This is a genomic window from Pseudomonas aeruginosa (genome assembly GCF_001457615.1).
Taxonomy (GTDB): domain Bacteria; phylum Pseudomonadota; class Gammaproteobacteria; order Pseudomonadales; family Pseudomonadaceae; genus Pseudomonas; species Pseudomonas aeruginosa.
Genome location: NZ_LN831024.1, coordinates 5,186,587 through 5,200,458 on the forward strand (window position 1 = coordinate 5,186,587; position 13,872 = coordinate 5,200,458).

The 13,872-nt window shown below is 67.1% G+C and carries 8 protein-coding genes and 1 pseudogene; 5 read left to right on the forward strand and 4 right to left on the reverse strand.

Annotated features, from left to right (window positions below):
• Positions 1-87 precede the first annotated feature (87 nt).
• Both AT700_RS23880 and escR read left to right on the forward strand, forming a co-directional pair.
• Complete coding sequence (locus tag AT700_RS23880) at positions 88-273, forward strand: hypothetical protein (RefSeq protein ID WP_003094831.1); 186 nt, start codon at positions 88-90, stop codon at positions 271-273.
• Between the two features lie 196 nt (positions 274-469).
• Positions 470-988 (forward strand): TetR/AcrR family transcriptional regulator EscR, encoded by a 519-nt coding sequence (gene escR / locus AT700_RS23885; RefSeq protein WP_003094834.1) that lies wholly within the window; start codon positions 470-472, stop codon positions 986-988.
• A gap of 50 nt (positions 989-1,038) precedes the next feature.
• Here the strand turns inward: escR and oprJ are convergent, their stop codons facing one another.
• From oprJ to mexC, 3 genes and pseudogenes are all read right to left on the reverse strand, one after another.
• Entirely contained in the window at positions 1,039-2,478 is a 1,440-nt protein-coding gene (gene oprJ / locus AT700_RS23890; RefSeq protein WP_048521682.1) for a multidrug efflux transporter outer membrane subunit OprJ, read from the reverse strand.
• Between the two features lie 5 nt (positions 2,479-2,483).
• Positions 2,484-5,614 (reverse strand): annotated as a pseudogene (gene mexD, locus AT700_RS23895) (multidrug efflux RND transporter permease subunit MexD).
• Positions 5,615-5,641: 27 nt separating this feature from the next.
• Entirely contained in the window at positions 5,642-6,805 is a 1,164-nt protein-coding gene (gene mexC / locus AT700_RS23900) for a multidrug efflux RND transporter periplasmic adaptor subunit MexC (protein WP_048521683.1), read from the reverse strand.
• Between the two features lie 160 nt (positions 6,806-6,965).
• Between mexC and nfxB the strand changes: the two genes are divergently transcribed.
• The 3 genes from nfxB (at position 6,966) to glyA (ending at position 13,396) form a co-directional block, all read left to right on the forward strand.
• Complete coding sequence (nfxB, locus tag AT700_RS23905) at positions 6,966-7,529, forward strand: efflux pump transcriptional repressor NfxB (RefSeq protein WP_003094842.1); 564 nt, start codon at positions 6,966-6,968, stop codon at positions 7,527-7,529.
• 243 nt (positions 7,530-7,772) lie between these two features.
• On the forward strand, positions 7,773-12,020 hold the full coding sequence (gene morA / locus AT700_RS23910) for a cyclic di-GMP receptor MorA (RefSeq protein ID WP_019726907.1): 4,248 nt from the start codon (positions 7,773-7,775) through the stop codon (positions 12,018-12,020).
• 122 nt (positions 12,021-12,142) lie between these two features.
• Entirely contained in the window at positions 12,143-13,396 is a 1,254-nt protein-coding gene (gene glyA / locus AT700_RS23915; RefSeq protein WP_003094846.1) for a serine hydroxymethyltransferase, read from the forward strand.
• Positions 13,397-13,473: 77 nt separating this feature from the next.
• On the opposite strand, the gene AT700_RS23920 is transcribed toward glyA, so the two are convergent.
• Positions 13,474-13,854: a hypothetical protein gene (locus tag AT700_RS23920; protein WP_003121337.1), complete on the reverse strand. Its 381-nt coding sequence runs from the start codon at positions 13,852-13,854 to the stop codon at positions 13,474-13,476.
• Between the last annotated feature and the right edge of the window lie 18 nt (positions 13,855-13,872).

Consider the following 13,872-nt stretch of genomic DNA (forward strand, 5'->3'; position numbering starts at 1 on the left):
GAAAAAAACTCGGCCAAGTATATGACAGACCGAGAGAAAGCTGGCCAGCCACCCCGGTTTTCGTGGGGCGGGGCGCTTCGCCGGCGAATGTTCGCCGTCCGATTCCAGGCCGCTACGGTGACGCTGAGCAGCGTACTGGCCGCCTTTACCGTCTCCGCTACCCTCGTCCTGTCGAAAGCGTTCTGCCTGGGGGAGGCGGCGACCATCGCCCCGTGCGGGGTCTGGGTGGGCCTGGCACTGCTCGCGGCCATGGTGCTGCCGCTCAAGACCTGAAGCGAAGCAAGGCGTGGGGAGATCCAGCCTGCTACAATTGATCCAAATCAGTCTCAAAAGAACAAAAAAAACCTCAAAAATGACACTCGCTCCCAGATCCGCCCAGCTACCCGACTCCCCGCACAGGGACAGTCTCGACCCAGCGCCAACCCCGTCGTCTCAGGACCAGCGCCTGCTCAAGGCCCTGGCCACCGCGATGGTCAATCATCCGCGCGCCACCATGGGAGAACTGGCGGAACTGGCAGGAGTGAGCAGGGCAACCCTGAACCGTCATTGCGGTACCCGCGAAGGTCTCAAGCGGCGCCTGGAAAGCCATGCCAGGAGTACCCTCGAACGCCTCACCCACAGCGCCGCCCTACAGCGGCTGGAGCCGCGGGAAGCGCTACGCGAGCTGATCCGGGAACACCTCGCCCAGCGCGACCTGCTGGCGCTGCTGATGTTCGAGCAGAACCCGGGACGCCAGGCCGGGCATGGGGACGCCAGTTGGCAGTCCTATGTCGAAGCCCTGGACGCCTTCTTCCTGCGCGGCCAGCAGAAGCGTGTGTTCCGTATCGATATCAGCGCGGCGACCTTCAGCGAACTCTTCATCGTCCTGATCTACGGCATGGTCGATGCCGAGCGCCGCGGTCGCGCGGCCAGCGCCGGGTTGTCCGCCACGCTGGAGGAGCTGTTCCTGCGTGGCGCGTCGAACCCCGCACAACCTGCCAGCCCTTGAGCGGGCGGCAGTTGCCACCCGCTAGCACCGTTTCCCACACGTTTACCCGCTCAACTCCTGCCGCCTCGATGTACCACCAGGCTCCGTCCCTCGTCCCAGCCTCCGCCGAGCGCGCGGAACAGGTCGACCAGGGCGATCTGCCGCTGGGTGCTGCCGTCGATGAAGGCGATCTCGTTGAGGAAGCTGCTGCGCTGCGCATCGAGGTAGCGCAGGTGGTTGTCGACGCCACTCTCGTAGCGTGCCTTGGCCAGCTTCAGGGCTTCGTTGCTGCTGTTCGCCAGGGCGCGCAGGGCCTTCTCTTCGCGACGCAGGGTATCGCTGGCCGCCAGGGCGTCGGCGACCTCGCGGAAAGCGGTCTGGATGGTCCCCTCGTAGGCGGCCACCGCCGAATCCTTGCGCGCCTCGGCCAGGCTCAGGTTGGCACGGTTGCGCCCGCCATCGAAGATCGGCAGCGTCAGCGTCGGCAGGAAGCTCCAGGAGCGCGAGCCGCCATCGAACAGGCCGGACATTTCCGCGCTGGAGGTGCCGAAGCTGCCGGTCAGGCTGATGCGCGGGAAGAACGCCGCGCGCGCCGCGCCGATATCCGCGTTGCGCGCCCGCAAACGATGTTCGGCGGCAAGGATGTCCGGGCGTCGCTCGATCAGCTCGGACGGCGTGCCGGGAGCGATGTCCTGCAGCAGCTTCGGCCGCTGCCCCGGACTCCGCGGAATCGCCTGCGCGGCATCGTCGCTACCCAGCAGCAACACCAGCGCGTTGAATGCCTGCTGTTTCTGCCGCAGGTTGCGCTCCTGCTCGGCGCGCGCCTGCTCCACCAGGCCAAGGGCTTCCTGGTAGTCCAGCGCGGTGGCGGCGCCGGCCGCGCGGCGCTGGTCGATCAGGGCGAAGGAATACTCGCGGCTGACCAGGGTCTGACGGGTCAGCGCCAGGCGCCGCAGGGCGCCGTCGTAGCTCAGGTAGGCCTGGCTGACCTCGGCGACCAGGGCGATCCGTGCCGCGCGCGCTGCCTCCTCGCTGGCCAGGTACTGTTGCAGGGCTGCGTCGGTCAGGCTCTTGACCCGACCGAAGAGGTCCAGTTCGTACTCCGGCAGGGCCAGCCCGACCTGGTAGCTGCTGGCCACTTCCGAGCGATTGCCGGCGGACAGGTCGGCCGGCTGCCGCTGGCGGTTGCCGGTGGCAGCGGCATTCAGGCCCGGAACCCGGTCGGCGCGCTGGATTCGGTACTGCGCGCGGGCCGCCTCGATATCCAGGAGGGTCTGACGCAGCGAGCGGTTGTTATCCAGGGCCACGCCCACCAGGCGGCGTAGTTCGGCATCGACGATGAAACTCTTCCAATCCAGCGTGTCGATCGCCGCGCCCTGGCGCTGGGCGGCGCCGCCGCTCCAGCTGTCGGCCACCGGCGCGGCGGGACGTTCGTAGGTCGGCGCCATGGAGCAGGCACCGAGGGTCAGGGCGATCAGCAGCGCCGATACGCCGAAAGCAGGTTTGCGCATCTCGTTCACTCCCCGGCCGAAGCGGCCTGTTCGATGGGTGCCGGCTTGCTGCGCAGCAGCGACAGCAGCCAGACGAAACAGATAGGTACGAACAGCACGCCGAGGAAGGTGGCGCTGAGCATCCCGCCGATCACTCCGGTGCCGATGGCACGCTGGCTCGCCGCGCCGGCACCGCTGGCCAGGGCCAGGGGTATCACGCCGAGGATGAACGCCATGGAAGTCATGATGATCGGCCGGAAGCGCAGGCGCGCGGCCTCGATGGCGGCGTCGCGCAGGCTATGCCCCTGCTCCCAGAGTTCCTTGGCGAACTCGACGATGAGAATCGCGTTCTTCGCCGAAAGACCGATGATGGTGATCAGGCCGACCTTGAAATACACGTCGTTGGACATACCGCTGACCATCACCGCGAGCACCGCGCCGATGGCGCCGATCGGCACGATCAGCATCACCGACAGCGGGATCGACCAGCTCTCGTAGAGCGCCACCAGCAACAGGAACACCACCAGGATGGCGAGGGCGAACAGGCTGGTGGCCTGCCCGGCGGAGACCTTCTCCTGATAGGACAGGCCGGTCCACTCGTAGCCGATGCCGGCCGGCAGCTGCGCGGCCAGGCGCTCCATTTCCGCCATGGCTTCGCCGGTACTGAAGCCGGGCGCGGCGTCACCGACGATGCGGATCGACGGGTAGCCGTTATAGCGCACCAATTGCACCGGTCCCTCTTCCCATTTCACGCTGACGAAGGCGCTGAGCGGTACCAGGTTGCCAGCAGCGTTAGGCACGTATAGCTCGAGCACGCTTTCCGGGGTCATCCGGTTGCCCTGTTCGGCCTGGATCACCACCCGCTGTTGGCGCCCCGCATTGGTGAAGTCGTTGATCACCTCCGAGCCGAAGGCAGCGGACAGCGTGCCGCTGATGGTCTCGAAGCTCACCCCCAGGGCGCGGGCCTTCTCCCGGTCGATCAACAGGCGCAGTTGCGGCGCTTCGGCCAGTCCTTCCATCATCGCGTAAAGGAATTTCGGGTTGGTCTGGATCTCGCCAAGAAGAGTATCGCGAGCCTGCAGCAGCGCTTCGCGGCCGACCCCGCTACGGTCCATCAGGCGCAATGCGAAGCCGCCGGAGTTACCCAGACCGTTGATCGGTGGCGGCGACACGGCCATGACCGTGCCATCGTCGGGCAGCGCGAAATGCTCGTTCAGCGCGGCGATCTCGGCGGCGGCCGACTGCTCGGCGCCTCGCTCGGACCAGTCCTTGAAGGTCGGGAAGGCCAGCGCGGCATTGTCGCCCTGGCCGGAGAAGCTGAAGCCCGAGATCAGGAACACCGAAGCCACCGCCTCGCGGGACTTGAGGAAGCGCTCGAGCTCCTCGCCGGTGGCATCGGTGCGCACGCGCGAAGCGCCAGGCGGCAGTTGCACGTCGACCACCATGTAGCCGAGGTCTTCCGCCGGCACGAAGGCTTCCGGCAGGCGCAGGTAGAAGTAGCCGAGCATGGCCACCAGGCCGGCGTACACCAGCATGAAGCGTCCGGCGCGCGCCACCAGCTTCGAGTTGAGCAGCGAATAGCGCTCGGTGACGCGGGCGAAGCCACGGTTGAAGGCGCCGAAGAAGCCGCGCTTCTCGTGGTGCCCTTCGGGAATGGGCTTGAGCAGCGTGGCGCACAGCGCCGGGGTGAAGGTCAGGGCGAGGAAGCCGGAGAACAGGATCGAGACCGCCAGCGACACCGAGAACTGCTGGTAGATCACCCCCACCGAACCGGCCATGAAAGCCAGCGGCAGGAACACCGCCGAGAGCACCAGGGTGATGCCGACGATGGCGCCGGACACCTGCTTCATCGCCTTGACCGTGGCCTCGGCCGGGGAAATCCCCTCCTCCGCCATGATCCGCTCGACGTTCTCCACCACCACGATGGCGTCGTCCACCAGGATGCCGATCGCCAGGACCATGCCGAACATGGTCATCATGTTCACCGAGAACCCCAGCAGGTACATCACCATCAGCGTACCCAGCAGGCACACCGGCACCACGATGGACGGGATCAGGGTGTAGCGGACGTTCTGCAGGAACAGGAACATCACCAGGAACACCAGGACCATCGCTTCGATCAGGGTGTGGATCACCTTCTCGATGGCCACGTCGACGAAGCGCGAGGTGTCGTAGGGCACGCTGTACTGCATGTCCTCGGGGAAGAACGCCGACAGTTCGGCGAGACGCTGTTTCACCAGGGTAGCGGTCTGGATCGCGTTGGCCCGGGCGACAGCTGGATCGCCCCGCCCACGGTAGGCGTGCCGTTCAGTCGCGAGGAAATGTTGTAGCTCTCCTTGCCGAGTTCCAGGCGCGCGACATCGGCGAGCCGGACCAGCGAGCCGTCCTGGTTGGCGCGCAGCACTACCTGGCCGAACTCCTGCGGATCGTCCAGGGTGCCCTTCACCGCCAGGGTCGCCGTCAGCTCCTGCGCGGAACTGCCCGGTGCGCTGCCGAAGGCGCCGGCCGGCACCTGCACGTTCTGCCCGCGGATGGCATTGCTCACGTCGTCGATGGAGAGGCCGAAGCCCACCAGCTTCTGCGGATCGATCCAGACCCGCATGGCCGCCTCGGAAGAGAAGAATTGCAGCTTGCCGACGCCCGGCAGGCGCCGCAGCTCGTTGTTGATATTGCGCGCGGCGTAGTCGCCGAGGGCGGTGGTGTCGCTGCGCTGAGCGCCTTCCTTGTAGCTGAGCGCATAGATCAGCAGGAAACCGGCGCTGGTCTGCTCGACCTGCAGGCCCTGGGTCAGCACCGCCTGCGGCATGCGCGCCTCGGCTTTCTTCAGGCGGTTCTGCACGTCCACCTGGGCCAGGTCCGGATCGGTGCCCGGCTCGAAGGTGACGACGATCTCGGCGGTGCCGTTGGAGTTGTTGGTCGACTCGAAGTAGAGCAGGCCCTTGGCGCCGTTCAGCGACTCCTCGAGCACACTGGTGACGGAGTCCACCAGCACCTTCGCCGAGGCGCCGGGATAGGTGGCGGTGATGGTGATCTGTGGCGGCGCGACATTGGGGTACTGCGCTACCGGCAATTTGGAAATGACCAGCAGGCCGGCCAGGGAGATGAACAGGGCCACCACCCAGGCGAAGTTCGGCCGCTTGATGAAGAATTCGGACATCGGAAAATCCTCGGGGCGAACCCGCCCTTACTGTTGCGGCGCAGGTGACTGGGCTTGCGCCTGGGCACCATCCGGCTTCGGCACGATCTTCACCCCCGGCTGCACCGCAGCCAGGCCGCCGACTATGACCCGGTCACCCGGCTCCAGGCCCTCGGTGATCTGCCAGCGCGAACCCTGCATGACGCCGGTACCGACGCTGCGCGCCTCGGCGCGCTCGTCGGCGCCCACCACCATCACCTGGGCGCTGCCGTCGCTGGAGCGGCGCACGGCCCGTTGCGGCACCAGGATCGCCTGGTTGTCGATGCCCTGGGGCGTACGTACGCGCACGTACATGCCCGGCAGCAGGACCCCGTCGGGGTTGGCGAACTTGCCGCGCAGGGCGATCTGGCCGGTGCCGCGATCCACCGCCACGTCGGCGAACTGCAACGCGCCCTGGCGCTCGTAGGGCGTCCCTTCGACGCGCAGGGTCAGCGCCTGGCTGTCGCCGGCGGCCAAGGTGCCGTTCTTCAGGGCGTCGCGCAGGCGCAGGGCCTCGGCCGCGGTCTGGGTGAAATCCGCATAGATCGGATCGAGCTGCTGGATGCGCGCCATCAGCGTCGCCTCGCCCTGCCCGACCAGCGCGCCCTCGGTCACCAGCGCGCGGCCGATGCGCCCGGAGATCGGCGCAGTGACCGAGGCGTAGCCGAGGTTCAGGCGCGCGGTCTCCAGGTCGGCCTGGGCCGAGCGGGTCGCCGCCTCGGCGCTGCGCAGGTCGGCGGTGGCGGTATCGAAGTCCTGCTGGCTGACCGCCTGGATCTTCACCAGCGGCTCGTAGCGACGCACCCGCGCCTGCGCCTCGAACAGCACCGCGCGGTTCCGCGCCAGCTCACCCTCGGCGCGCGACACCGCAGCCTTCAGCGGTGCCGGATCGATCTGGAACAGCAGGTCGCCAGCCTTGACGTCGGCGCCCTCCTCGAAGCGCTTCCGCACGACGATGCCGGCCACCCGCGCGCGCACCTCGGCGACACGCACCGGTTCGATCCGCCCAGGCAGTTCCGAACTCAGCGCCAGGGGCTCGGCCTGCACCGTCAGGACCTCCACCGGCAACACCATTTCGGCGGCCTCCTGTCGCTCTTCCGCCGGCCCACAACCCGCCAACGCGATGGCCATAGCCAACGCCCCGATCCTTCCTATTGCACGCAAATCAGCCATGACACACCCGACCGTTGATTGAAAACGGATCGAATGGTACTTTTTCGAGCTAATTGAGTCAATATTGTCTCAAATGATCTTTTGACAGCTAATTCCTTTGGACGCGAGGCCAGTTTTCTGCACAATGCGCACAATCAGAAAAACCAACCGGGACCCATCGATGACCCTGATTTCCCATGACGAGCGACTCATCAAGGCGCTGGCAGTCGCTATCGTCGACCGCCCGCGAGCGACGCTGAAGGAACTGGCCGAGGCGGCCGGCGTAAGCAAGGCCACCCTGCACCGCTTCTGCGGCACGCGGGACAACCTGGTGCAGATGCTCGAGGACCACGGAGAGACCGTACTGAACCAGATCATCCAGGCCTGCGACCTGGAGCATGCCGAGCCTCTGGAGGCGTTGCAGCGCCTGATCAAGGAACACCTCACCCACCGCGAGCTGCTGGTATTCCTGGTATTCCAGTACCGCCCGGACTTCCTCGACCCGCACGGTGAAGGCGCACGCTGGCAGTCCTACCTGGAAGCGCTGGACGCCTTCTTCCTGCGCGGACAGCAGAAAGGCGTGTTTCGCATCGACATCACGGCGGCCGTGTTCACCGAACTGTTCATCACCCTGGTCTACGGCATGGTCGATGCGGAACGTCGCGGACGGGCGGCCAGCTCCAATTCCGCGCATACCCTGGAGCAGATGTTCCTCCATGGCGCCTCCAATCCGGCGCGCTCCTGACCCTCGCGCCCGCGGCGGCGCCCCTCTCGTCGCCGCATGGCACGGACCGATCCGCGTGCCGTCGACTTCGGCCGCCCGGAGGCCTGCTCGACACTCGGGAAGATCAGTCGTCACCGGTCCTGCGACAAAGTGCCTCGACAGCCGGAAAGGACCGTGACGCTCGTCGGCGATACTGGCACTTGGCCTTGCTTCCGGGCATCCTAACTGTCTACCGAATCACACCTCCCCCAGGAATTCCGGTCAGTGTCGACCCCCTCGCTAACCCCGTCGCCGCCTCCCGCCGGCGACCCACTGACCGTACCCGACCGACCGGCAGCCAAGGCTGGCCTGCTGTTGCTGGTCCTGTTGATGCTCGGCCTGCTGCTCTGGCAGATGAGCCAGGAGCTGCGCCAGCAGGAACGCTTCGAACACGAGCGAGCCGCGGCCCAGCTCGATCGTCTCAACGACCGCCTGTCCCTGACCCTCGAACTCAAGGCGCGCACCGCCCTCGCCCTGCTCCCGGGCGTGCCCCCCAGCGAGCGTGGCGAGATACAGGGCAGGCTGTTGCCGCGCATCAGCGATGCGCTGCCGCAGGTGCGCCAGTTGCAATGGGTGGACAGCGCCCTGCAGACGGACAGCCCGTCGCCGGAAACGACGCTGCCCGAGCAGTTGCGCCAGCACGCCGGCTCCGGCCTATACCACTATTGCCTCGACCCGCGCGACGGCGAATCCCTCTACCTGACCCTGCGCGAACCCGGCAGCCGCCGCGACAGTGGCTTCTGGCTGTTGCACCTGGCCAGCGACAGCCTCGCCCAGTGGAGTCCCGACCTGCCCACCGGCAACCTGCTCTGGCGCCTGGAAGACCAATACGCCGGGCGGGTGCTCTGGCATACCCCGGGGAGCACGGCGCTGCTCGACGACATGCAGACCCTCGGCGTGGAACCGCTGCGCAACAGCGACTGGCAGCTTCGCGGGCTCTACGACAGCACGCGAGTGCGGCTCGGCCTGCTGCCGGGAATCGGCGGCGAGCTGGCGATCTTCCTCCTGCTGGTCGGCGTCACCGTGTACATGCTGCTGCGCCTGCACCGCGAGCAACAGGGCCTGCGCGCCATGACCCTGGCCTCGCAGCGCAGCCTGCGCCAGGCGGCCACGGCACTGGCGGCGATCGACGAGCGGGTGCTGGTGACCCGCGCCGACGGCCGCCTCAGCTACCTCAATCCCCAGGCCGAACGCCTCTTCGGCATCAGTTCGGCCCAGGCCCGCCAGCATCATCTGCTGGGCCTGCTGCCGGACCTCGAGCCAGGCTGGCTGACGGACGCCGGTGGCGACGGCGAGACCCGTAGCGAGCTGCTGCCGCTGCGGGTGCGCGGCGAGCCGCGGACGTTCACCCTCAGCCGCCATCCGCTGGCCAGCTATCCGGCGCTCGCCGACCAGGCCTGGACCCTCCGCGAGCAGATCCTCCAGGGCGGGCAGGTCTGGGTGTTGCGCGACGTCACCGAGGAACAGCACGCCCTCGGCGTCCTGGAGGAAACCCGGCGGCGCTACCAGGACATCTTCGAAGGGGTCGGCGTGGCCCTCTGCGTGCTCGACCTCTCCGCCCTGCGCCAGGCTCTGGTGGAGCAAGGCCTGGACAGCTGCGCCGCACTGCGCGCCTGGCTCGCCGGCGAACCCGGGCGGCAGCAGGCGCTGCTGGAGCGGATCCGCATCACCGAGATCAACGATGTCAGTCGCCGCCTGCTACAGATCGATTCCACCGAACAGGCCTGGCAGCGCTTGCTCGACCACGGCCCGCTACAACCGGACAGCCTGCGCCTGCAGGTGATCGAGGCGCTCATCGAGCGCCGGCCGGTACTCGAACTTGAAGCCACGCTGCGCTGCGGCAAGAGCACGCCGCGGCACCTGTGGTTGCAACTGCGCCTGCCGGAAAACCCCGGCGAATGGCATGCGGTGACCCTCAGCCTGTCCGACGTCACCAGTCGCAAGGAAGTCGAACTGTCGCTGATCGAGCGCGAGAAGTTCTGGTCGGACGCGGTCCAGGCGGTGCCCGATACCCTCTACATCCACGACCTGCACGCGCGCCGGGTGATCTTCAGCAACCATCACCTGGGCCAGCAGTTGGGCTACAACCAGGAAGAACTGGCGCGGATGGGCGAGAACTTCTGGGAAACCCTGCTGCACCCCGACGACCAGGAATACTACTGGCGCATCCGCAACCTGCAGCACGTGGTCGGCGACGGCCTGCTGCTCGACAGCCAGTTGCGCTGGCGCCACCGCGACGGCCGCTGGCACTGGTTCGACATCCGCGAGCAGGCCTTCAGCCGCGACCGCAGCGGTCGCGTGGCGCGCCTGATCGGCGTGGCCAAGGACATCACCTTCACCGTCGAGGCGAACAACGCGCTGCGCGAGAACGGCCGACGCTACCGCATGCTGGCGGAAAACATCAGCGACGTGATCTTCTCCACCGACGCCGAACTCAACGCCAGCTACGTCAGCCCCTCGGTACAGCACGTGTTCGGCTACAGCCCGGAATGGGCGCTGCTCAACGGCCTCCATCAGACCGCCACCAACCCGCGCCAGCTCGGCCGCCTGAACGGCCTGCTGCGCCGCGTGCGGCACGCCATCGGCGACCGCCAGAAGCTCGCCGAGCTGCGGGAAAACCCTGGCCAGCATCTGTTCGCCCTCGACTGCCTGCGCGCCGACGGACGGAAGATTCCCATCGAACTGCGGATCGTGCTGATGTGGGACGAGCACGACCGCTTCGAAGGCCTGCTCGGCATCGCCCGCGACATCAGCCAGCAGCGCCGCGCCGAACGCGAGCTGCGGATGGCGGCGACGGTATTCGAACACTCCACGGCGGCGATCATGGTCACCGACCCGGCCGGCTACATCGTCCAGGTCAACGATTCCTTCTCGCGCCTGACCGGCTACAGCCCGGCCGACGTGCTCGACCAGCAGCCGCGCCTGCTCACCGCCGACCGCCAGGAAGCCAACCAGCTCAAGCACGTGCTCGCCAGCCTGCAGCACAGCGGCAGCTGGGAAGGCGAGATCCTGCAGAAGCGCAAGACCGGCGAACTCTATCCGTCCTGGGTCGGCATCACCGCGGTGCGTGACGAGGAAGGCGACCTGGTCAGCTTCGTCTGCTTCTTCAGCGACATCAGCGAGCGCAAGGCCAGCGAGCGGCGCATCCACCGCCTGGCCTACTACGACGCCCTCACCCACCTGCCCAACCGCACGCTGTTCCAGGACCGTCTGCATACCGCCCTGCAGCAGGCCGAGCGCAACGGCCAGTGGGTGGTGCTGATGTTCCTCGACCTCGACCGCTTCAAGCCGATCAACGACTCCCTCGGCCACGCCGCCGGCGACCGCATGCTGCAGGAAGTGGCGACCCGCCTGAGCGCCTGCGTCAGCCAGGACGATACCGTGGCGCGCATGGGCGGCGACGAATTCACCCTGCTGCTGCCTTCCCAGGGCGACCGCGAGATCGCCCTGAAACGGGCGATCCAGGTCGCCGAGCTGATCCTCGGCCGTCTGGCCCGGCCGTTCACCCTGGAAGGCCGTGAATTCTTCGTCACCGCCAGCATCGGCGTGGCCTTGTCGCCCCAGGACGGCGCCGAACTGAGCCTGCTGATGAAGAACGCCGACACGGCGATGTACCACGCCAAGGAGATGGGCAAGAACAACTTCCAGTTCTACCAGGCCGAGATGAACGCTCGCGCCCTGGAGCGCCTGGAACTGGAAAGCGACCTGCGCCGCGCCCTTGAACTGGGCGAGTTCGTCCTCCACTACCAGCCGCAGTTCACCGGCGACGGCCGCCGCCTGACCGGCGCCGAGGCCCTGCTGCGCTGGCAGCATCCGCGCCGCGGACTGGTTCCGCCGAGCGAGTTCATTCCGGTGCTGGAGGAGATCGGCCTGGTGGCCCAGGTCGGCGACTGGCTGCTGGCGGAAGCCTGCAAGCAGTTGCGCAGCTGGCACAAGGCCAAGGTGCGGGTGCCAAAGGTCTCGGTGAACCTCTCGGCACGGCAGTTCGCCGATGGCCAGTTGGGCGAGCGGATCGCCGCGATCCTCTACGAGACAGGCATCCCGCCGGCATGCCTGGAGCTGGAACTGACCGAAAGCATCCTGATGAGCGACGTCGCCGAGGCCATGCAGATCCTCTCCGGGCTCAAGCGCCTCGGCCTGGCCATCGCGGTGGACGACTTCGGCACCGGCTACTCCTCGCTGAACTACCTCAAGCAGTTCCCCATCGACGTGCTGAAGATCGACCGCAGCTTCGTCGACGGCCTGCCCCACGGCGAACAGGACGCACAGATCGCCCGGGCGATCATTGCCATGGCCCACAGCCTGAACCTGATGGTGATCGCCGAGGGCGTGGAGAGCCAGGCCCAGCTGGACTTCCTTCGCGAGCACGGCTGCGACGAGGTGCAAGGCTACCTGTTCGGCCGGCCGATGCCCGCCGAGCAGTTCGGCATGCTCTACGCCAGCGACGTGCTGTTCATGTTCAACGAGGGCTGAGCCGCCGTGCGGCGCGCTTGAGCGCCGCTTGTCCGCGACATGATGGCCTTTCATGTGCCAGCACCCGCCGCATGGGTTAGAATGCGCGCCTTTTCCCAGCACCGATCCTTATGAGGACCGCCATGTTCAGCCGTGATTTGACCCTCGCCCGCTACGATGCCGAACTCTTTGCCGCGATGGAGCAGGAAGCCCAGCGCCAGGAAGAGCACATCGAGCTGATCGCCTCCGAGAACTACACCAGCCCGGCGGTGATGGAAGCCCAGGGTTCGGTGCTGACCAACAAGTACGCCGAAGGTTATCCGCACAAGCGCTACTACGGCGGCTGCGAGTACGTCGATATCGTCGAGCAACTGGCCATCGACCGCGCCAAGCAACTGTTCGGCGCCGATTACGCCAACGTCCAGCCGCACGCCGGCTCCCAGGCCAACGCCGCGGTCTACCTGGCCCTGCTGTCGGCCGGCGACACCATCCTCGGCATGAGCCTGGCCCATGGCGGCCACCTGACCCACGGCGCCAGCGTCTCCTCCTCCGGCAAGCTGTACAACGCCGTGCAGTACGGCATCGACGCCAATGGCCTGATCGACTACGACGAAGTCGAGCGCCTGGCCGTGGAGCACAAGCCGAAGATGATCGTCGCCGGCTTCTCCGCCTATTCCCAGGTCCTCGATTTCGCCCGCTTCCGCGCCATCGCCGACAAGGTCGGCGCCTACCTGTTCGTCGACATGGCCCACGTCGCCGGCCTGGTCGCCGCTGGCGTCTACCCGAACCCGGTGCCGTTCGCCGACGTGGTCACCACCACCACCCACAAGACCCTGCGCGGTCCGCGCGGTGGCCTGATCCTGGCGCGCGCCAACGAGGAGATCGAGAAGAAGCTCAACTCCGCGGTATTCCCCGGCGCCCAGGGCGGTCCGCTGGAGCACGTGATCGCGGCCAAGGCGGTGTGCTTCAAGGAAGCCCTGCAGCCGGAGTTCAAGACCTACCAGCAGCAGGTCCTGAAGAACGCCCAGAGCATGGCCCAGGTCTTCCTCGACCGCGGTTTCGACGTGGTTTCCGGCGGCACCCAGAACCACCTGTTCCTGCTCTCCCTGATCAAGCAGGACATCACCGGCAAAGACGCCGACGCCGCCCTCGGCCGCGCGTTCATCACCGTGAACAAGAACTCGGTCCCGAACGACCCGCGCTCGCCGTTCGTCACCTCCGGCCTGCGCATCGGTACCCCGGCCGTGACCACCCGCGGCTTCAAGGAAGCCGAGTGCCGCGAGCTGGCCGGCTGGATCTGCGACATCCTCGAGAACATGGGCGACGAGTCCGTGGTCGACGGCGTACGCGAGAAGGTCAAGGCGATCTGCGCCAAGTTCCCGGTCTACGGCAACTAAGCGACAAGGCAAGACGAAAGAGCCCGGCAAATGCCGGGCTTTTTCATTTCCTCCGAGGGAGGAGGCGCCGGGTAGCGTTATCGCCGGTCCTCGACATGGATCACCGCCAAGGCCTCGGCATCCTCGCCCCGCCGGGAGCGGCCGTGCATGCCGACGAGCAGCTCGCCGGCGTCCTCCTCCAGTTCCTCGCGAGGGACGAAGGTAAGGATGTCCGGGTGATGCCCGGTCACCACCCAGCCGCGGCCGTTGTCCAGGGTGATCACACCGAAGTCGCCCGCCGGCGTGCCGACCTGTACCGCTCCCCACTCGGCCAGCAATGCCCGCGCCTGGGCCGCGAGGTCCGGCTCCGGCTGCGTGAGGATCACGCAAGTGCCCTGGGCGAACAGCACCCAGGATTTGTCCGCGCCACGGATGCAGTCCCGCCAGGCGCCGATCAATGCGTTCCTGTCCATTTCCACGCTCCTTTGGCGTCGATG